The 20,521-nt window shown below is 75.1% G+C and carries 13 protein-coding genes; 8 read left to right on the top strand and 5 right to left on the bottom strand.

Features of this window, described 5'->3' with window-relative positions; genetic code table 11:
- Positions 1-187: 187 nt before the first annotated feature.
- The gene (locus ACIRSU_RS10320; RefSeq protein WP_403790542.1) at positions 188-3,277 is read right to left on the bottom strand and encodes an AfsR/SARP family transcriptional regulator; all 3,090 of its coding nucleotides are present in this window, start codon (positions 3,275-3,277) and stop codon (positions 188-190) included.
- A 704-nt stretch (positions 3,278-3,981) separates the two neighbouring features.
- Between ACIRSU_RS10320 and ACIRSU_RS10325 the strand changes: the two genes are divergently transcribed.
- From ACIRSU_RS10325 to ACIRSU_RS10345, 5 genes are all read left to right on the top strand, one after another.
- Positions 3,982-4,644, top strand: a complete 663-nt coding sequence (locus ACIRSU_RS10325) for a hypothetical protein (protein WP_403790544.1) — start codon at positions 3,982-3,984, stop codon at positions 4,642-4,644.
- 334 nt (positions 4,645-4,978) lie between these two features.
- The gene (locus tag ACIRSU_RS10330) at positions 4,979-6,019 is read left to right on the top strand and encodes an LCP family protein (RefSeq protein WP_403790546.1); all 1,041 of its coding nucleotides are present in this window, start codon (positions 4,979-4,981) and stop codon (positions 6,017-6,019) included.
- Between the two features lie 57 nt (positions 6,020-6,076).
- Positions 6,077-7,447 (top strand): aldehyde dehydrogenase family protein, encoded by a 1,371-nt coding sequence (locus ACIRSU_RS10335; protein WP_403790548.1) that lies wholly within the window; start codon positions 6,077-6,079, stop codon positions 7,445-7,447.
- Positions 7,448-7,524: 77 nt separating this feature from the next.
- A complete protein-coding gene (locus ACIRSU_RS10340) occupies positions 7,525-8,394 on the top strand; it encodes an SDR family oxidoreductase (protein ID WP_403790550.1) in 870 nt (289 codons plus the stop codon).
- Positions 8,395-8,430: 36 nt separating this feature from the next.
- Positions 8,431-9,078: an alpha-ketoglutarate-dependent dioxygenase AlkB gene (locus ACIRSU_RS10345; RefSeq protein WP_403790552.1), complete on the top strand. Its 648-nt coding sequence runs from the start codon at positions 8,431-8,433 to the stop codon at positions 9,076-9,078.
- Between the two features lie 170 nt (positions 9,079-9,248).
- Here the strand turns inward: ACIRSU_RS10345 and ACIRSU_RS10350 are convergent, their stop codons facing one another.
- Positions 9,249-10,325 (bottom strand): DUF6879 family protein, encoded by a 1,077-nt coding sequence (locus ACIRSU_RS10350; RefSeq protein ID WP_403790554.1) that lies wholly within the window; start codon positions 10,323-10,325, stop codon positions 9,249-9,251.
- Positions 10,326-10,543: 218 nt separating this feature from the next.
- Here ACIRSU_RS10350 and ACIRSU_RS10355 point away from each other — a divergent pair, with 218 nt between their 5' ends.
- The 3 genes from ACIRSU_RS10355 to ACIRSU_RS10365 all read left to right on the top strand — a co-directional run bounded on the left by ACIRSU_RS10355 (position 10,544) and on the right by ACIRSU_RS10365 (position 14,346).
- Entirely contained in the window at positions 10,544-10,720 is a 177-nt protein-coding gene (locus tag ACIRSU_RS10355; protein ID WP_403790556.1) for a hypothetical protein, read from the top strand.
- A 4-nt stretch (positions 10,721-10,724) separates the two neighbouring features.
- Complete coding sequence (locus tag ACIRSU_RS10360; protein ID WP_403790558.1) at positions 10,725-14,114, top strand: lanthionine synthetase LanC family protein; 3,390 nt, start codon at positions 10,725-10,727, stop codon at positions 14,112-14,114.
- 106 nt (positions 14,115-14,220) lie between these two features.
- Complete coding sequence (locus ACIRSU_RS10365) at positions 14,221-14,346, top strand: ALQxL family class IV lanthipeptide (RefSeq protein ID WP_403790560.1); 126 nt, start codon at positions 14,221-14,223, stop codon at positions 14,344-14,346.
- Positions 14,347-14,406: 60 nt separating this feature from the next.
- Here ACIRSU_RS10365 and ACIRSU_RS10370 read toward each other — a convergent pair whose 3' ends face one another.
- From ACIRSU_RS10370 to ACIRSU_RS10380, 3 genes are read right to left on the bottom strand one after another with little or no spacing between them, the layout of a single operon-like run.
- On the bottom strand, positions 14,407-17,301 hold the full coding sequence (locus ACIRSU_RS10370) for an NHLP bacteriocin export ABC transporter permease/ATPase subunit (RefSeq protein WP_403790562.1): 2,895 nt from the start codon (positions 17,299-17,301) through the stop codon (positions 14,407-14,409).
- Position 17,302: 1 nt separating this feature from the next.
- The gene (locus ACIRSU_RS10375; protein ID WP_403790564.1) at positions 17,303-19,555 is read right to left on the bottom strand and encodes an NHLP family bacteriocin export ABC transporter peptidase/permease/ATPase subunit; all 2,253 of its coding nucleotides are present in this window, start codon (positions 19,553-19,555) and stop codon (positions 17,303-17,305) included.
- Entirely contained in the window at positions 19,552-20,358 is an 807-nt protein-coding gene (locus tag ACIRSU_RS10380; RefSeq protein ID WP_403790565.1) for an HlyD family efflux transporter periplasmic adaptor subunit, read from the bottom strand. Before ACIRSU_RS10380 ends, ACIRSU_RS10375 begins: the two co-directional genes overlap by 4 nt.
- Positions 20,359-20,521 lie beyond the last annotated feature (163 nt).

Raw genomic sequence — 20,521 nt, forward strand, 5'->3', positions numbered from 1 at the left:
CCGCTGCCGACGACGGCGGAAGTGGGGGACGTGCAGGGCCCCGCGTTCGGGACGTAAAGCGTGATGTGTGGCGCGGAACAAGGGCGTTCACATCTCAAGTGACGAGACCGCGCCGTACATCATGCAGTCCCGAATGCGGGGACCGGAACATCCCCCACGGCACCACCCACGGCGCGGGCGGCCGTGCTCAACAGCGCCCGCGAATCCGTTCCAACTGCGCGTCCACCCGGCGCACGCTCTCCTGGTAGCCGTGCGACAGAGCCAGTTCGCGCGCCCGTACCAGCGTCGTCTCGGCCTCCTCGACGCGGCCCAGCTCCAGCAGGGCCGCACCGGCCGTGGCCCTGAGCATGCTCTGCCGCACGCCCACGAGACCGTTGACGGTGTCGCCGTCCAGCGCCAGCCCGCGCCCGGCGCAGGCGAGCGCACCGGCCGGGTCGCCGGCGGCGAGGAGCTGGCGGGAGCGGTGCTCCAGGGCGAGCAGCTCGGTCATCACGTCACCGCTGTCCCGGACGAGTTCGGCCGCGCGGGCGGTGTGCGCGAGGGACTCCTCGCCGACCCCGTCGTGGTCGAGCGCGACGGCCAGGTTGACCAGCGCGGTGGCCTCGCTGGAGCGTTCGCCCGCGCGGGCCGCGAGCTCGGGCGCGAGGCGCAGGTGCACCAGGGCCTCGGGCAGCCGGTTCTCCTGGGTGAGCACCCAGCCGAGCAGCGCCCGGGCCCGGGACTCGGCGTCCGGGTCGTCGAGCACGGCGGCCGAGTCGACGCCGTCCTCGAGGACCGGGGCCCAGCCGTCGTGGCTGTTCCACAGGATGTACGGCCACTGGAGGATCGCGAGGCGCCAGGCCCGGTCGTGCAGCCCGGCGGCGCGCGCCGCAGTGACGGCGGCGGCGAGGTTGTCGCGCTCGGCCGCGTACCACAGCAGCGCAGCGTCCCGGCCGGCGAAGTGCACGGTGGTGCCGGACAGCCGGGCGCCGTCCGGCACGGTGCAGCAGGGCTGGTCGTCGGGTTCGGCGGCGCGCGTGGCGGCCATGGCGGTGAGCGTGTAGTGGTCGAGCAGTCGCGGCAGGGCGTCCGCGTCGGCGTCGAGGCTGCGGGCGTAGAGCCGTACGAGATCGTGCAGCGTGTGCCGGCCCGGCGCGTACTCGGTGAGCAGGTGCGCGTCGCACAGGCGGTCCAGGGCCTCGGCGGCGACGGCCGGTGTCCGGTCAAGCAGCGCGGCGGCCGCGTGCCGGTCCAGGTCAGGACCCGGTACGGCCCCGAACCGGCCGAACAGCCGTGCCGCCTCCTCCGGCAGCCCCTGCACGGTGACCCGCAGGGCGGCCGCCACGCCCTGCCCGTCGGCGCCCGCCGAGTCGTCCACCGAGAGCAGGGCCAGCCGGCGCTGCTCGTCGGCGAGTTCGGCGGCGAGGTCGGTGAGCCGCCAGTGCGGGCGGGCGGCCAGCTGGGCGGCGGCGACGCGGAGGGCGAGCGGCAGGCCGTCGCACAGCTCGGCGAGCCGCCTGGCCGCGTCCGGTTCGGCCTCGACGCGTTCTTCGCCGACCGCGGCGGCGAGCAGCGCCGCCGACTCGTCGAGGCCGAGGACTCCGAGCGGCACCGGCCGCGCCAGTTCGCTCACCACGAGCCCGCCGAGCCGCAGTCGCGAGGTGACGACGGCGGCGCAGCGCGGACCGGCCGGCAGCAGCGGCCTGGCGCGCTCGGCCGTGCGCACGTTGTCGAGGACCACGAGCAGCGCGCGCTCCTCGGTCAGCGTCCGGTAGAGCGCCTCGGCGGCCGTCGCCGACTCCGGCAGCTGCCGCGGCGGCACCCCGAGCGCGGCCAGGAACTCGCGCAGCACGTCGGCCGCGTCCACTCCGTCCCCGTCGGCGGGGCCGAAGCCGCGCAGATCGGCGTAGAGCACGCCGTCCGGGTAGCGGTCGGCCCGCAGATGCGCCCAGTGCAGCGCGAACGCGGTCTTGCCGACTCCGGCGGGACCGGTCACGAGGGCGACCCGGGCCGCGTCGACGGCCGTGTCGAGGGCCGCCAGTTCCCGCTCGCGGCCGAGGAAGCCGCGGGGTGTACGGGGGAGGAGGTCGGGCGCGGGGAGGGCCAGCGCGGCCGGGGCGGGCCGGGCGGGGCCGTCCACCGGTAGACCCGGCGCGTCCGCGCCCGAGTCGTGTCCGTGGCCGTGGCCGTGGCCGTGGCCGTGGCCGTAGGCGGGGTCGGCCGACGAGCGCCCGGCGGACGCGAACCCGGACGCTGAGCCGGAGCCGGAGCCGGAGCCGGAGCCGGAGCCGGAGCCGGAGCCGGACGCGGGCGCGGGCGCGGGCGCGAAGCCGGCCCCGGCCCTGGACTGGGCGGCATGGCCGGAAGGGTCCACCTGGCCGGGGTGACCGGGGTGACCGGGGTGGCCGAGGTAGCCGGGGTGGCCGTTGTAGCCCGAGCCGAACGGGCCCAGCGGACCGGAGCCGTGCGGCCCGAACCCGGTGGGCGGATGTCCGCCGGACCCCGGGCCGCCCGACTCCATGCCGACCGGACCGCCGCCGCCGACAGAGGTGCTGTGCGGCAGGCCGCGCAGCACCGCCTCGTACGCGGCGCGCAGCGCGGGGCCCGGGTCGACGCCCAGTTCCTCCGCGAGCAGGGTGCGGGTGCGGTGGTAGCAGTCGAGGGCGTCCGACTGGTGGCCGGCGCGGTAGAGCGAGAGCATCAGCGCGGCCGCCAGGGACTCGCGCAGCGGGTTGGCGGCGGACTCGGCGCGCAGCAGGGCGGCGGCCTTGACGTGTTCGCCGAGGCGTCCGTACGCCGCCGCGAGCTGTTCGACGGTCTCGAGCCGGTTCTCCTCCAGGGCCTGCGCCGCGACGAGCAGCTGTTCGCTCGCGGCGGTGCCGGTGAGCGCGGGCCCGCGCCACAGCGCCAGGGCCTCGCGGAGCATCAGGACCGCGTCCGCCGGGTGCTTCTGGTGGCCCGCCAGCTGGACCAGCTCGTCGAAGCGGTGGGCGTCGAGGAGCTGGTCGGGCATGCGGAGCTCGTACGCCTGGGCGTGGGTGGCCAGCTCGACCCCGTAGTCCTCCGCGCCGCCCTGCTCGAAGAGCGCCCGCAGCCGCGAGACATGGCCCTGGACGACGGTGCGGGCCCGCGCGGGGGGCTCCTCGTCCCAGACCGCGTCGATCAGGCGGTCGACGGGGACGACGGCGTTCGCACGCAGCAGCAGTGCCGCGAGCACGCTGCGCCGCTTGGCGGGGCCGAGCGGCAGTTCACCCGCCTCGGCCGCGATGGACACCGTTCCGAGCAGGCGGAACTCCACCCGGCCCTCCTTGCAGATCTGTTCCTGTGAGGCCCTCCAGTATCCCCGCCGCACCGGCCGCCACCTGTACGGTGCCCCGCTGAAGCCCGGATGCGACCGGAACGCGCGGGGTCACGGCCGGATCCTTCGCCGGACCGTCCCCGGGCCGCCGGGCCGGCGGGGCGGTCGCGCCGGGAGCCGTGACCGAAGGCGTGACGGAAGGTGTGACGGAAGGCGTGACGGAGACGCGATGCAAGCCGCGACGGAAGTCGTGAAGATGCCGTGGAGGAAGCGGAGAAGGATGACGCGCCGGGCGTCAAGCGGGAGCCCCGGCGTCGCTGGATCGTGTGGGAGAGAGCCGGATGACCATGGAATCGGGCTCGCGGCACGGCAGGATCGGATTCGCCGGGTCATTCCGAACAAGGGCCGTGGGGGCCCTTGGATCCGGCTTTCGCGAGCGTCGTGCGCCGACATCGCCGCTCCTCGCCGCCCCCGGAACGAGGCTCCGCTCCGGGGGCGGCAGTTCGCCCGGGCAAAGCCTTGCCCTCCTCGTCAAGCCAGGTACCGGGCAAGCTCTTTGACATGTTGTCAGTAGTGGCGGAAAACCTGCCTGGACACCCCTACTGGCCGGTTCTACTCTCAAGTCGCTTCGCGTGCACCCCCCACATCACACGCATCCGCACCTCCTCGCACCCCACACTCCGCTCAGAACCGAGGAGATCCCCATGTCCAAGCTGCTCGTCTCCGCGACCGGCCTCGCCGCGGCCGCCGTCCTCGCCTTCGCCGGATCCAGCGCCGGGCTCCAGGCCGGGTCCACCACGCTGCTCCCGGCCGGCCACTCCTTCGCGGCCAAGCTCACCGGCAAGGCCACCTTCGTCGCCGGTTCCACCACGATGACCTGCACGGTCTCCGCCTCCGTGCCGACGACCGGCGCCAACAACCAGGTCCCGGCCGCCCCCGCCAACCACAACGACGGCGGGCCGGTCTCCGTGCCCATCAACCCGCCCACCTTCAGCAGCTGCACCACCAGCATCACGGGCGTCAGCGTCACCGTCACCACCAACGCCACCAACGGCGCCTGGTCGCTCTCCGCCCAGAACGGCGCCCCCGCCAGCGGCGCGATCACCATCCCCAAGGGCGGTGTCGTGCTGAAGACCAGCGGCTTCGCCGCCTGCACCATCACCGCCTCGCCGACCGGCCCCACCCCGGTCAACGGCGGCTGGACCAACGGAGCCCCGTCCAGCCTGGCGATCGCCAACGCGCCGGTCCCGGCCACCGTCACCGGCGGCTTCCTCTGTCCGACGGGCAACCAGTCGGCGACGTTCAGCGCCACGTACCAGATCACCGACACGACCGACCCGGCCCAGCAGATCACCGTCACCGGCTGACGCCCACTTCGGATCCGGGATCCCTGATGCACCATCCCGGATCCAAGCCGTCGGATTTCAGATCCCGGATCCAGGACCGCGGATCCAGGACCTGGGATCCCGGACATCGGATCCCGGATCCCGGATCCCGGACATCGGATCCAAGACGTCGGATTTCGGATTTCGGATCCGGGATTCTGGATATTGGATCCAGCTCCCCGGACCCTGTTCCTCCGCTTCCCCGACCCGCCCCGCGCCGCGCCGCTTTTCGGCATCCTGGTGGCCTGAAGTGCGCGCTCGGCGGGGTGAGTCGGGGTGCGTGGGGGGCGGGGCAGCGGAGGGGGATCCGTAAGCGATGGGCGAACAGGACGAGAAGACGGTCGCGGAGGGCGCCAGAGGCACGACGGTACGGCGACGGCGGCGTCCCACGGCGCGGACCGTCCTCCTGACGGCCCTCAGCCTGCTCGTCGGCGCGGTGCTGCTCACCGCGGGCGCCGGCTACTGGGCGTACGAGCACTACACCGGCCGGGTGCAGCGGATCCCGCAGACGTTCCCCACGAACGCGCCCGTCCCCGCCGCCTCCAAGGGCGGCCAGAACTTCCTCCTCATGGGTCTCGACTCGCGCTCCGAGGTCCCCACGACCGGCAGCGACGCCAAGGGGAAGCTGTGGAAGTACGGTGACCAGCGCAGCGACGCGATGATGCTGGTGCACATCCCGGACGACCACTCGGCCGCGTACGTCGTGTCCCTGCCGCGCGACTCCTGGACCGACATCCCCGGCCACGGCCGGGCCAAGCTCAACGCGGCCTTCTCCTGGGGCGGTCCGCCGCTGCTGATCGACACGGTGCAGCGCCTCACCGACGTGCGCGTGGACCACTTCGCGGTCATCGACTGGAACGGCTTCCGCAAGCTCACGGACGCCGTCGGCGGCGTCGACATCCTGCTGGCCGACGGCGAGCGCCGGCACATGAACGGCGCCGAGGCGCTGGCGTACGTCGGCGAGCGCAAGGACCTGCCCAACGGCGACTTCGACCGTACCCACCGCCAGCAGAACTATCTGCGCACGGTCCTGGAGAAGGTGATGAGCTCCGCCTCCCTCAAGGACCCGCTCCAGCTGAAGAAGACCCTCGACATCTTCACCGAGACCGTCTCCGTCGACGAGCGCTTCGGCGACGGCGAGATGCGCGAACTGATCTGGAACATGCGGGAGGTGCGGGCCGGCGACATGACGTTCATGAACGCGCCGGTGAAGGGGACCGGCACGGAGAAGGGGCAGTCGGTGGTCCACCTCGACCGGCCGCGCTGCGCGGCGCTGTGGCAGGCGTTCAAGGATGACGGACTCGCGACGTACGTGGAGACGCATCCGATCGACCGGCTGCGCCCGGCGACCAACTGACCTCACTCTGCCGTGTGACATGGCACTGTGAAATTTTACTGCGCTAGGGTACGCGTCATGACCGTCATCTCGCGCAACCCGGCCGACCCCACCGACGTCCTTGTCGACCTGCCCGCACCCGGCGCCTTCGCCGTCGCCGACTCCGTCGAACGGGCCCGCGCCGCCCAGCCCGGCTGGGCGGACGGCGGGGCCGCCGCCCGCTCCGCCGCGCTCGGCGCGGTGGCCGCCGCCGTCGAGTCCGCCGGGGACGAACTCGCCGCGCTCGCCGTACGGGAGGTCGGCAAGCCGCTCGCCGAGGCCCGCGCCGAGGTCGCCCGGACCGTCGCCATCTGGCGCTACTACGCGCAGGCCCCGTTCGAGCCCACCGGCGCCGTCCACGACACCGCAGCCGGCCCCGGGCTGCTGCTCACCCGGCGCCGACCGCACGGGGTCGCCGGGCTCATCACGCCCTGGAACTTCCCCTTCGCCATCCCCAGTTGGAAGGCCGCGCCCGCCCTCGCCGCCGGAAACGCCGTCGTGCTGAAGCCCGCGCCCGAGGCCACCGCCTGCGCCCTGCGGCTCGCCGAACTCGTCCGACAAGCCCTGCCAGAGGGGGTGTTCACCGTCGTGCCCGGCGGCGCCGTCGAGGGCGGCGCGCTCGTCTCCGCCGCCGACGTCGTCTCCTTCACCGGCTCGTCCCAGGTCGGGCGCACCGTCGTGCGCTCCGCCACCGCCCGCGGCATCCCGGTCCAGGCCGAGATGGGCGGCCTCAACGCGGCTGTCGTGCTGCCCGACGCCGACATCGCCCAGGCCGCCGCGCACATCGCGGCCTCCGTCGCCGGATACGCCGGCCAGAAGTGCACCGCCACGAGCCGCGTCATCGCCGTCGGCGCCGCCCTCGACCCGCTGCGCGAGGCCCTAGCCGAGGCACTGCGCGCGATCCCCGTCGGCGACCCCGCCGTCCCGGCCACCGTCTGCGGCCCGCTCATCACCGAGGCTGCCCGGGACGAGGCGGCCGCCGCCTGGCAGGGCCTGTCCGTCCTCGCCGGCGGCACGGTGCCGGACCGGCCCGGCTGGTACGCGGCGCCCACGCTCGTCGAGAAGGCCGGCCCGGGCCACCGGCTGCTCCGCGAGGAGGTCTTCGGCCCCGTCGCCGCGCTGCTCCCCGCCCGCGACCTCGACCACGCCGTACGGATCACCAACGCGGCCCGCTACGGCCTCGTCACCTCGGTCCACACCGCCGACCTGTCCGCCGCGCTCGGCGCCCTCGACCGCATCGACACCGGCATGATCCGCATCAACGCTCCCACCACCGGCGTCGACTTCCATCTCCCCTTCGGCGGCGCCAAGGCGTCCAGTTTCGGCCCCCGTGAACAGGGCCGCGCCGCCCTGGACTTCTACACGGCCACCCGTACCTACACCCTGGCGCCCGCCGCCGTCCGGTCGTAGGAGCGGGTGCGCGCCGCCCGCGCCCGGGGTCGAATGGTGGGGACGCGGGACAGGCGCGGCGGAAGGGCAGGCGGGACATGACGGAGCTCATCGCGGTCACCGGGGCCACCGGGCGGATCGGGCGCCGGGTGGTGCGGCGGCTCGCCGAGGCGGGCGCGGCCGTCCGGGCGCTCGGGCGCGACCAGGAGAAACTGGGCCGGCTGCCGACCGACGACACCCGGGTGGCGTCCTACGACGACGCCGCCGCGATGCGCTCCGCGCTCGACGGCGCGCACACCCTCTTCCTGGTCTCCGCCCACGAGGGACCCGGCCGCGTCCGGACCCACGCCACGGCCGTGGACGCGGCCCTCGCCGCCGGGGTGCGGCGGATCGTCTACCTCTCGTACCTCAACGCCGCACCTCACGCGACCTTCACCTACGCCCGCGACCACTGGCACACCGAGCAGCACATCCGCTCCACCGGCGTGCCCTTCACCTTCCTCCGCGACAGCACCTACCAGTCCGACCTCGCCGCCATGACCTCCCCCCAGGGCGTCCTCCGTGGTCCCGCCGGGGACGGCCGCGTCGGAGCCGTCACCCACGACGACGTCGCCGACTCCGCGACGGCGGTGCTCCTCGGCGACGGACACGCCGGTGCCACGTACGACATGACCGGCCCCGAGGCGCTGAGCTTCACCGAGATCGCCGCCGCGCTGAGCGTGGCCAGTGGCCGCGAGGTCGTCTACGAGCCGGAGACGAGGGATCAGGCGTACGCCTCCCGGGTCGTCCACCACGCGCCCGACTGGGAGGTCGAGGGCTGGGTGACCTCGTACGAGGCCGTGGCCGTCGGCGAGATGGACGACGTGTCCGACGACGTCCGCGCCCTGACCGGGCACCCGCCGCAGGCCTTCGCGGACTTCCTCGCCGCGAACCCCCAGTGCTATCGGCACCTCGTCTCATCCTCGTAAATCGCTCGGATGTTCGATCGGCGGTACGCTGTCACCATGACAGCGGTACGAGGCGACATCCCCGGGCTCCAGGGCTCCCTCTTCGACCCGGGCACCGACATCGGCCCCGGCCCCCTCGACGGCATCCGGCGCATCCGGCTCGGCGACGGAGCCTGGGTCGACCACCTGCCCGGCTGGCTGCGCGGAGCCGACGCGCTCTTCGAGGAGCTCGCGGAAAGCGTGCCGTGGTACGCCGAGGAGCGCCGGATGTACGACAGCGTGGTCGCCGTCCCCCGCCTCCTCGCGAACTACCGCGAGGGCGCCCCGCTCCCGCACCCCGCCCTCACCGAGGCCCGCGACGCGCTCGGCGCCCACTACGCCCGCGAGCTCGGCGAACCCTTCGCCACCGCCGGCCTGTGCCTCTACCGCGACGGACGTGACAGCGTCGCCTGGCACGGCGACCGCACCGGCCGCTCCGCCACCGAGGACACCATGGTCGCCATCATCTCCCTCGGTGACCCCCGCGACCTCGCCTTCCGCCCGCGCGGCGGCGGCCCCGTCGCCCTCCGCGTCCCCGCCGGCCACGGCGACCTCCTCGTCATGGGCGGCTCCTGCCAGCGCACCTGGGAACACGCCGTCCCCAAGACCACCCGCGCGGTCGGCCCCCGCATCAGCGTCCAGTTCCGCCCGCGCGGAGTGCACTGAGCCGCCGGGGCCCGGCCGTCCCGAGCGGCTCAGCCGAAGAGACGCGCGTGCCCCGTCGCCCAGTCGAGGAAGGGCCGAGCCGCTGCACTCCGTCGCCGCGCAGGTCGGCTGCACCTCCGAGTACGCCTTCGGAGCGCCTTCAAGCGCGCGTTCGGCAGCGCCCCCGGCCGCTACCGCCGGGACTGACCCGGCACGGCCGCCGGAGCAGCTGCCGGGCCGACCGCCGGGGCCGTCAGGCCCGCGCGCTCCGCCAGCGCCCCGCCCTGGAAGCGGCTCTCCGCGCCCAGCTCCTCGAGCAGCTCCGCGATGTGGCGGCGGCAGGTGCGCAGCGACATGCCCATGCGGCGGGCGATCACCTCGTCCTTCGCGCCCTCGGCGAGCAGGCACACCAGGGCGCGGCGCAGGCTCGGGCCGACGTCCTTGTAGGCGGCCTCGCTGGTGCCGTGGAACGGGGCCGCGCCCGACCACGCCTGGTCGAAGACCCGGCACAGGTACGCCACGACGTCCGGGTCGCGGACCAGGACGGCGCCCTCGCCCGTACCGCCGTCGGCGCGGCGCGGCAGGAAGGCCACGGAGCGGTCGAACACCACGGCCCGGTCGGGCAGTTCGGCGGCCGTACGGTACTCGGCGCCCGCCTCGGTCAGCCGCTCCACGTACCCCTGCGTGGACAGGCTGGAGCGAGCCGAGTGCTGGTACAGCGTGCGCATCCGCACGCCGCGCCGCAGCATCGCCAGATCCCGTTCGAGAGCAGCGCCGAGCCGGCCCGGCGCCCGCCCGCCGCCCGGCTGGATGCTGAACACCTCCTCGCGACAGCGCTCCGCCTCCTCCGTCAGCATCGCCGACGCCGACGCCATGTCGGGCAGCACGTCGAAGCCCTGCCGGCGGCCCTGGGCCTTGCGCGCTGCCCGGTACTGCGGCATCAGCGACTGCAGTTCGTCGCGTACGGACTGGGCGCGCGTCGCCGCCCGCGCAAGGCGTGCCTCCAGCGGCCCCACCACCTCCGCCGCCGCCGCGTCCGGGCTCACCGGGATCAGCTCCTCGGGCCGGCCCGGCGCCGGCCGCAGCAGCCGCAGCCGCAGCAGCCTGCGGGACGCGGCCTCCACCTCCTCCTGGCTCAGACCGAGCGCCGGAACGACGTCCGGCGGCCAGCGGATCAGGCTCCCGCGGGCCAGCACGTACTCGAAGACGGCGACGGCATGCGGGTCCAGTCGCGGGATTTCATCGAGATCGGTCCCTATGTGTGTCATTTGTGCGGATTCCCCCCGCTTCGCGGCCCTGCTACTTCCGTGCCATGCAGGGTATTGCCAGGTCGCGGCGCTGGACCAAGCGGACTCGCCAGGGTGAACTGAGGTTGTCCGACGGGCCGAAACCCGTCGCACCGGTCCTTCGCCGGTCATTCGGAGCGAACCCGCCGAATGCGGGTGCCCGCCCCTGTCCCACGTCTCCCGAACCCTGGAGTCCGCCCATGTCCGCAGCCGTCCGCCGTCTCCTCGCCGTCGCCGCCCTCGTCGTCGGCGTCGGCCTCGCAGCCGGCTTCGCCGCCGGGCCCCGGGGCGACGCCATGACGGACACGACGCGGACGGTCGGCGCCGACCCCCTCGACACCAGCTGGGGCGACCACTACACGCGGCCGGAGCTGTAGTCCCGTGACGTACCCCCGCCGCGCCCGCGCCGAGCGGCCCGCCGACCTCGCCCTCCTGCCCGACCTCGTCCGCGCCGCCCTCGCGCGCCGCGCGGCCGGCGGCCCGGGCGCATGCAGCGGCGAATGGAGCATCGACCAGGGCGAGTTCTGGTGCCACGTCGTTCCCGCCGGGGCGGTCCGCCGCCCCCAGGGCTGGAAGCTCCACGTCTCCGCGACCCCGCTCTCCGCGCCGCTCGTCCTCGCCCGCTGCGCCGAGGTGCTCATCGACCACGGCACCGCCTTCAAGTTCGCCGGCAGCCCCGCCCGGGTCGCCGCGCTCGTGTCCGGGCGCTCGGCGCGCGGCGGAGGCGGCAAGTTCCTCACCGTCTACCCGGCCGACGACGACCGCTTCCGGCAGCTCGCCGAGGAACTGCACCGGGTCACCGTCGGCCTGCCCGGGCCCGCCGTGCTCTCCGACCGGCGCTACCGGCCCGACAGCCAGGTCTCCTACCGGTACGGGGTGTTCGCCGGCGTCCGCGAGCTCACCTCCGACGGCGGCTTCGCCGCCCGCCTCACCGACCCCGACGGCCGTCCCGTCGCCGACCAGCGCAACGCCTGGTACTCCCCGCCCGCCTGGGCCGGCGACCCCTTCCCCGACCGCGCGCCCGCGCCCGCCCGCAGCACCGGCACCGCCAAGCCCGTACTGCTCGCCGGCCGTTACGTCGTCCGCGGCGCCATCCAGCACTCCAACAAGGGCGGCGTCTACCGCGCCGAGGACACCCGCACCGGTGCGCCCGTCGTCGTCAAACAGGCCCGCCCGCACGTCGGCGCCGGCCTCGAAGGACTCGACGTCCGCGACCTGCTGCGCCGCGAGGCCGCCCTCCTCGGGCGCCTCGGCGCCGCCGCCCCGGACCTCGTCCCGCCTCTCGTCGAGGTCTTCGAACAGCAGGGCAGCGTTTTCCTCGCCACCGGGTCCGTCCCCGGCACCACCCTCCGCCGGGCCGTCGCCGACCGCCTCGCCGGGGACGGCGCCGCCTGCCCCGACGGGCGCACCGCCGCCTCCCTGGTCTGGCAGCTCATCGAGCTCGTGGCCACCGCGCACGGACTCGGCGTCACCCTCCACGACTTCGGCCCCAACAACGTCATGGTCACCCCCGACGGCCGCCTCCTCCTCATCGACCTGGAGATGGCCGCGCGGGAAGGCGAACGCTGGATCCTCGGCGCCACCCCCGGCTACACCGCCCCCGAACTCCGCGACCTCGACCAGGTCGCCCCCGCGCTCCCGCCCTCCGTCGACCTCTACGCGCTCGGCGCCACGATCCTCCACGCACTGAGCGGCGCCGACCCCCTGTTCGCGCCGGACCTGCCGGCGCCCCAGGCGCGACCGGACGAGGAACGCCTGGCGGCCCTCGTGGAACTGCTGGCGCGCGACCTCCCGCTGGTGCGGCGGTTCGCGCCGCTGGTGAGGGGGCTGATGCGGGACGAGGCGCAGCAGCGCTGGGACCTGCAGACGGCGCGGGACTTCGTGAGGGGGCTGGGGGAGCGCGAGGCGACGCCGGAACCGTGGCGCGCCGCAGCGCCGACCGCCCGTACGGAACCACGTACGGCTCCGAGCTCGGAGCCCGGCCGGTCCGCCGGGGCGGTGCCGCGTACGACTTCGGATTCGGCGTCCGGCGCGGACCCGGGTACGTCTCCGGCGGCATCGCTCGCCGCCGCGCCGGCCGCGCCTGCCGGATCGGCGGTTCGTACGGCTCCGAGCTCGGAGCCCGGCCGGCCCGCCGGAGCGGTGCCGCGTACGACTTCGGACTCGGCGTCCGGCGCGGACCCGGGTACGTCTCCGGCGGCATCGCTCGCCATCCCGTCGGCCGCGTCTGCCGGATCGGCGGTTCGTACGGCTCCGAGCTCGCCTCCCGGCCGGTCCGCCGGGGCGGTGCCCCGTACGGCAGCCGGACCCGCTTCCCGTACGGCCCTGGGCTCGGCGTCCGCCGCCGCGAGCGGCCGGCCGGACCGCACGGCCGCCCGTACCGCACCCCGCGTGCCCGAGGACACGGCGCTCACTCCCGGCCCCGCCGACCTCCGCGACCGCCTCCTCCGCGACGGCATCGCTCATCTCCTCGCCACCATGCGGCCCGACGACCCCGAACGGCTGTGGTCCTCCGACTCGTTCGGCGAGACGTGCGACCCGGTGGCGCTTCAGCACGGCTCGGCCGGCCCGGTCGCCGTGCTGGCCCGCGCCCTGCGGCATGCCGACGAGCTCGGGATCGAGGCGGAGCCGCTGCGGGAGGGTCTGCGGACCGCGGCGCGGTGGACCGTGGGCCGGCAGCAGGACATTCCCGGCAACCTCCCGGGGCTGCACTTCGGGCGGGCGGGCACGGCCTGGGCGATGCTCGATGCCGCGCAGGCCCTCGACGACGCCGAACTGGCCGACCGGGCCACCGAGTCGGCGCTCGCGCTGCCCGTGTGCTGGCCGAACCCGGACGTGTGCCACGGCGCGGCGGGCTCCGGCCTCACGCAGGTGCGGTTCTGGCGGGCGACCGGGGACCGGAGGTTCCTCGACCGGGTAGGTGAGGCCGCCGCGGGGCTGCTCAAGGCGGGGCGGCACACTCCCGAGGGGCTGTTCTGGCCGGTGCCGGAGGACTTCGACTCGGCGCTCGCCGGGGCCTGGCACTACGGCTTCGCGCACGGCGTGGCGGGCGTGGGCACGTTCCTGCTGTACGCCGCCGAGGCCACCGGTGAGGACGCCTTCCGTACGGCCGCCGCCGAGGCGGGCGCCACGCTCGCGGCGGCGGCTCGGAGCGGCGCCGCCGGGACGTTGTGGCCCGTGGACCGGGCCCGGCACCTGTCGGACTCGCCGGAGCTCGCGCGGCACTGGTGCAGTGGCTCGTCCGGGGTCGGCACGTTCCTGGTGCGGCTCTGGCAGGCCGGCGGGGGCAGCGATCCGGCGCTGCGCGAGCTGGTGGAGGGCGCCGCCCGCGCCGTCCTCGCAGGCCGGGCGACCGACTCGCCCGCGACCTGCCACGGGCTCTCGGGCAACGCCGAGTTCCTGCTCGACACCGCAGAGCTGACGGGCGGCGATGGCCGGCGTGCGGGCGCAGAGCTGACGGGCGACGAGGGTCCCCGTGCGGGCGCCGCGCTGACCGGGGCCCCAGGCCGCCGGGCGGCCGCGGAGCTGACCGGGGCCCAGGGCCGTCGTACGGCCGCCGAGCTGACCGGCGACGGGGGCCACCGGGCGGGTGCCGAGCTGCTCGTCGAGCAGCTGGCCGCGCACGCGGTGCTGCGCGACGGCCGGCTGCTCGTGCCGGACGAGAACCGCAGGACGGTGCTCGCGGAGTACGCGACCGGCCTGGCCGGCAGCCTCTCGATGCTGCTCCGGCTGCGCTGTGGCGGCCCCCGCGCCTGGCTTCCCGAAGGCTGACCGAGACAGCCCACCGAGTTTCCGCCGGCCGCCGGCCGACGGAGCCCGGCCCCGTCCGGGGCCCGGCATCCATCCCGTACGACACACGACTGTGAAGGAGTTCGCCATGATGGAGCACGACATCGACGCCCTGCAGGTGCTGCCCGAGGAGGTCCGCACCGAGGACGCCCGCGGTGAGGAGCACGCCGCCGCCCTGATCACCGCCTGCCGCTGGCTGACCAGCGGCTGCTGACGCGGGACGCGACAGAAACCGAGGGCGCCGGGGACGCAACCCCGGCGCCCTCGGGGTGTCTCAGCGCAGCTGGCGCCGTACCAGCTCGTGGAACAAGCCCCCGGGGTCCGCGAGCAGTTCGGCGGGCGTTCCCTGCTGCACCACCCGGCCGTCCGCCATCGCGATCACCCGGTCCGCGCCCATCACCGTGGACAGCCGGTGGGCGATCACGATGCGGGTCGCGCGCAGCGCGCGCGTCGACTCGATGACGACGCGCTGCGCCTCGTTGTCCAGCGCGCTGGTCGCCTCGTCCAGGAACAGGATCCGCGGCCTGCGGATGAGGGCCTGGGCGATCATCAGGCGTTGCCGCTGGCCCCCGGAGAGCGTGCCGCCGCCGTCGGAGAGCATGGTGTGCAGGCCCATCGGCATGGCCTGGACGTCCTCGGCGAGGCCCGCCATCGCGAGGGCGGCCCAGGCGTCTTCCAGGGAGAACGCCTCGGTGCCCCGGAGGCAGTCGAGGATCGAGCCGGTGAGCGGACGGGCGTGCTGGAGCACCACGCCGCACTGGCGGCGCACGGCGGCCCGGTCGAGGGCGGCCAGGTCCTGGCCGTCGTACAGGACGCTGCCCTCGGTGGGGCGGTCGAAGCCGATGAGCAGCCGCAGCAGCGTGGACTTGCCGCAGCCGCTGGCGCCGACGATCGCGACGAACTCCCCGGCCCCGACCCGTACGTCGACGCCGTCGAGGACGAGCGGACCCTCGTCGCTGTAGCGGTACGACAGCTGCCGGGCCTCGACGGCGCCGCTGAGCCGGCCGGGGCGGGCGGCGCCGCCGCGGACCTCGGGGGCGGCCCGCAGGATCGGCGCGACCTGCTCGAAGACGGGCAGGACGGCGGCGACGGAGAGCAGCGCGCCGGTCACCTGGGTGACGGCGGACAACAGCATGGTGAGCGCGGTGGAGAAGGTGAGGAACTCGGCGGCGGACATGACGCCGCGGGCCGGCCCCGCGAGGAGCGCGAACATCACCAGGGTGCACAGCGGCAGACAGACCGCGCCGAGCACGGTGAGCGTGTTCTGGATCCGGCCGGCGCGCTGCTGGAGCACCCGGGTGCGGGCGAACTCCCGCGCCCAGGCGGCGTAGGCGAAGCTCTCGGCCGCGGCGACCCGCAGCTTGGGCAGGCCGCGCAGGGTCTGGAAGGCCTGGTTGTCGAGCTTGCTGTTCAGCTCGACGAGCCGGCGCTGGTAGCGCAGCTGCCACAGCCCGAAGCCCAGGAAGACCGCGCCGACGGCGAGCAGCAGGGCGAGCGCCACGAGGGCGAGGGACGGGCTGAGGACGAGCAGCACGACGACGTTCATCGTGCCGACGGTGGCGGCCTGGAGACAGACCGGGGCGACGCCGGCGAGCATGCGGCGGACGGCGCCGATGCCGAGGGCCGCGTTGGCGAGTTCGCCGGTGGAGCGGCCGGTGAAGAAGGTCGCGGGGAGCCGGAGCAGCCGGTCCCAGACGGCGGGCTGCAGGGTGGCCTCGATGCGTCCCTCCAGGCGCAGCAGGGCGACGCTCTGCAGCAGGCCGAACGCGGCGGCGACCACGGCCGCGGCGACGAGCGCCACCGCGGTCTGCACGATCAGGTCGGTTTCCGCCGCCGGCACGTACTCGCCGAGGACCCGCCCGGTGGCCGCAGGCACGGCCGCGCCGAGGACCATCGAGACGAGGCCGCCGAGGAGCAGCGCCCGCAGTTCCTGGCGGGTGCCGCGGGTGCTGAAGCGCAGCAGCCTCGGCAGCCCGATCGGGCCCTCGGGCAGCGGCCGGTAGAACATCACGGCCCGCCGCTCGTAGGCACCCTCGCTGTCCTTGTCGATACGCTCCCGGTGCCCGCCGCCCGGGGCGACCGCCACATAGCCGCCGCGTCGCCACAGCAGCGCCACCGGCGCGCCGTCGTGCTCCCGACGGCCCACCAGGGGGCCGCAGTTCTCCCTCCACCAGCGGCCGCGCAGGCCCACCTCACGGGTGCGCACCCGTGAGGCGAGCGCGATCCGTTCGACCGGATCGGACTCGTCCTGGCCGGTGCCGGTCCCGGCGGCCTCGACCGACTCCGCCGACTCGGCGAGCGCGATCCGGGCGTCGGCCGCGACGAGCCGGCACACGGCGAGCGTCGCGTCCGTGCCGGCGCCGCGCCGCGCCCGTCCGCCGCGGGGGCGGCCGATGGCGGCGAGCAGCGCCTCGTCCGCCTCGCTGCCGGCCGCCCGGCCCGCCGCGAGACCGGCCGCCGTACGGTCCTCCTGGGCCCGCTCGCGCTCCTCGATCCAGTCGTCGAGGGCGTACAGGAGCCGGTACTGCTGCTCGACCATGCCCTGCCACAGCGCCGCGTCGACGAGCAGGTCGTACGCGGGGCCGTAAGCGACGGCGCCGGGGGCGACGTGCATCCACACGATGTCGTCGTCGGCCGCCTGCGGCGCACCGGCGCCGGCCGTGGCGCCGCCGAGCGGAGCCTCGTACAGGACGCGCAGCCCTCGTCCGACGCCCAGCGCGAAGGCCGCCTCCAGCGGACCGGCGGCCTGGGCGCCGGCCTCGTACTGCGCCCCGTACTGCGCCTCGTACTGTGCTCCGTACGGCGCCTCGTGCTGTGCTCCGTACGGCGCCTCGTACGGCTGCCGGTACAGCTCGCGCAGCTCGATACGGCGCAGCCGGCACTCGCGGGTCGGCCGGCCCACCAGCGTGTGGTCCGGGCCCTCGGCCGGGCCGAGGAGCAGCGCGCCCGCGCCCGCGCGGCCGAGGAAGTGCCAGGCCCCCGCGTGCGCGGCGTCCACGGCGAACAGGTCGAGCGCGCCGTGCTCCACCAGCCACAGGACGGACGGGCCCTCCAGGGACAGGCTGCGCAGGCCGGTGCAGTCGACGGGCGCGCCGAGGGCGCCGAGCGCGGTGACGACCGGGTCACCGGTGACGGGCGCGGTGTCGGAGGCGTACGGGAACGAGGTCACGTCAGTGCTCCTTGACCAGTTCGGCGTACGGGCCGCCCGCGGCCACCAGCTGTTCGTGCCGCCCGCGTTCCACCACGGTGCCCCGGTCGAGGACCAGGATCTCGTCGCTGTCGCGGACGGTGCTGAGCCGGTGGGCGATGACCACGCAGGCGCAGCCGCGGCGGCGCAGGTTGTCGATGACGACCCGCTCGGTGACCGCGTCCAGGGCGCTGGTCACCTCGTCGAGGACGAGCACGGCGGGGTCGCGCACGAGCGCCCGGGCGAGTTCGAGGCGCTGGCGCTGCCCGCCGGAGAAGTTGCGGCCGTCCTGCTCGACCCGGCTGTGGATGCCGCCGGGCCGCCGGGACACGTCGTCGAGGACTCCGGCGTCCGCGAGCGCGGCGACCACGGCCTCGTCGGGCACGGACGGGTCCCACAGCGCCACGTTGTCGCGGACGCTGCCCTCGAAGAGGAAGACGTCCTGGTCGACGAAGGCGACGGAGGCGGCGAGCGTGCCGCGCGGGATGTCCTCCAGGCGCCGCCCGTCGACCCGGACCGTGCCCTCCCACGGCGCGTACAGGCCCGCGATCAGCCGGGAGACGGTGGACTTGCCGCTGCCGGAGCCGCCGACGAGCGCGACCTGCTGCCCGGGCCCGACGGTGAGCGAGAAGTCGGTGAGCAGCGGCGCGTCCAGCGGGCTGTAGCCGAAGGTGACGCGGTCGAGTTCGACGTGGCCGGCGAGCCGCCGGGTGCCGCCGGCCGGCTCGGGCCGGGCGTGGACCGGGTCGACGGGGAAGTTCTCGACGTCCTTGAGCCGGGCCACGTCGGCGGCGAAGTCCTGGATCCGGCCGGCGACGCCGCCGAGCCGGGCGATGGGCGCGGTGAAGCCGGTCACCAGCGCCTGGAAGGCGACGAGCAGACCGACCGTCAGATGCCCCTCGACCGCCCGCAGCCCGCCGATCATCAGGATCAGCGCACTGTTGAGCGCGGCGAGCGTGGGCGCGACGATCGCCAGCCACGCGCTCGGCACGCCGAGCCGCTGCTGCACGTCCAGGGTGACCGCGTGCTGACCCGACCAGCGGCGGAAGAAGCCGTCCTCGCCGCCCGTGGCCTTGATCGTCTCGATGAGCTGGAGGCCGCCGTACGAGGTGTTGGTGAGCCGGGCGCTCTCGGCGCGCAGCTTGCGGGTGCCGGTGGCCCGGACGCGCACCGCGATCCGCAGTGCCACCACGTTGAGCAGGGCGACGCCGACGCCGACGACGGTGAGCTGAGGATCGTACGTCCACAGCAGCACCGCGTACAGCAGCACGACGACCGCGTCCACGCCGGCCGCCGACAGGTCACGGGCCAGGGTCTCGGCGACCGAGTCGTTGGAGCGCAGCCGCTGCACCAGGTCGGCCGGGCCGCGCTGGGCGTAGAAGGCGACGGGAAGCCGCAGCAGATGGCGCAGGAAGCGGGCGCTGCCCAGCGTCGAGGAGACGATCCGGCCGCGCAGCAGATTGGCCTGTTGCAGGGCGGTGAGGGTGGCGGTGAGCACCAGCGCGGTGGTCATCGCCGCGAGCAGCACGCCGAGCAGTGACGACTGGCCGCCGATCAGGAACGTGTCGATGTACGTACGGCTCAGCGCCGGCACCCACGCGCCGACCGCCACGAGCAGCACGCTGGAGAGCACGGCCGCGGCCATGGTGCCCGAGGTGCCGCGGAGCCGGGCCGGCAGCGCGCCGAGCAGGCCCGGCTTACGGCCGCCGCGCCGGAAGTCGGGGCCCGGCTCGAAGACGAGGACGATGCCGGTGAAGGCGGAGTCGAACTCCTCCATGGGCACGAACCGGCGTCCCTTCGCCGGGTCGTTGACGTACACGCCGGTACGGCCGAGGCGGCGGCTCATCCCGTCGTAGACGACGTAGTGGTTGAACTCCCAGAACAGCACGGCCGGGGCCGCGACCTCGGCCAGCGCCGCCAGGTCCATCTGCATGCCCTTGGCCGTCAGACCGTGACTGCGCGCCGCCTTCAGCAGGTTGCTCGCGCGCGAGCCGTCCCGGGAGACACCGCAGGCGATGCGCAGCTCCTCCAGCGGCACGTACTTCCCGTAGTGGCCGAGGACCATGGCGAGGGCCGCCGCGCCGCACTCCACCGCCTCCATCTGGAGCACGGTGGGGGTACGGACCGGGCGCGGGCGCCGGCCACGGGGCAGCGGACTGCGGCGGGGCGCGGGGCGGCGCCGGGCGTTCTTCCTGCGCGGGTTCGAGGCGGGGGAGACGGAGGAGGGCGGGTTCACGGGAGCAGCCAGTCGACGGGGCGTTGCGAGGAGAGGTGGACCGAGCCGCTGACGGGCGTGCCCGACTCGACGGCGTACGGCGGGCCCTCGGCCGAGGACCAGGAGTATCCGGAGGCGGTGGCGGAAGAACGGTCCAGGGCGACGAGCACGGCGACCGGGTTGCCCTGGCGGGTGAACGCGGCGGCGAGCCCGTCGTCGCCGAGGAAGCCGCCGATCTGCGCCTTCGTCTGCGGCGCGCGGCCCACTTCGGTGACCGTGCCGCGCAGCACGCCGTACTTGTCGCGGGCCACGGAGGTGACGGTGAGGTCCACACGGGCGCCCTTGCGGAGCGCGGAGGTGTCGCCGCCGGGGACGTAGAGGACGGCGACGAGGGGATCGTGCGGGCCCGTGGCGCGTTCGACGGTCGCCACGTCGGCGCCGGTGGGCACGACGGCGCCGGTGCGCGCGTAGAGCGCGGTCAGCCGGCCGGCGGCGAGCGCGCGCACCTTCCGGTCACCCTGCTCGGTGCGGACGACGACGAGGGGCTGGCCGGCCGAGACGGTGGCGCCCTCGGCGACGAGGACCTCGGTCACCTGTCCGGCGACCGGACTCTGCAGCAGATAGCGGCCCTCGGCGTGGGCGAGGATCCCGGGTGCGGTCAGCTTGGACGTGACCGTGCCGGTGAACGTCCAGTACGCGGCGGCCGCCATCACGAGGACGGTGACCGCGAGGACGAGTCGCCCCTGGGGGCGGGCGAAACGCACCGGGAGATCGAGTTCTTCGGGAGACTGCAGCTTGGAAAGCGCCTTTTGGCGAAATTGCATGGACTATTCCTTCGACTGCATTCCCGGCCGGTCCGTGGGGCGTGGGGGCCCCGGGCGGGGCCACCCCCCGGGGCCCCGCCCCCCCCCCCGCCGCGGCCCCCCCCCCCCCGCCCCGCCGGCCCCGGCCCACCCCCCCCCCACAGGGCCACCCCCCCGCCCCCCC

This window comes from Streptomyces sp. NPDC101160, from assembly GCF_044768205.1.
In the GTDB taxonomy this organism is placed as follows: domain Bacteria; phylum Actinomycetota; class Actinomycetes; order Streptomycetales; family Streptomycetaceae; genus Streptomyces.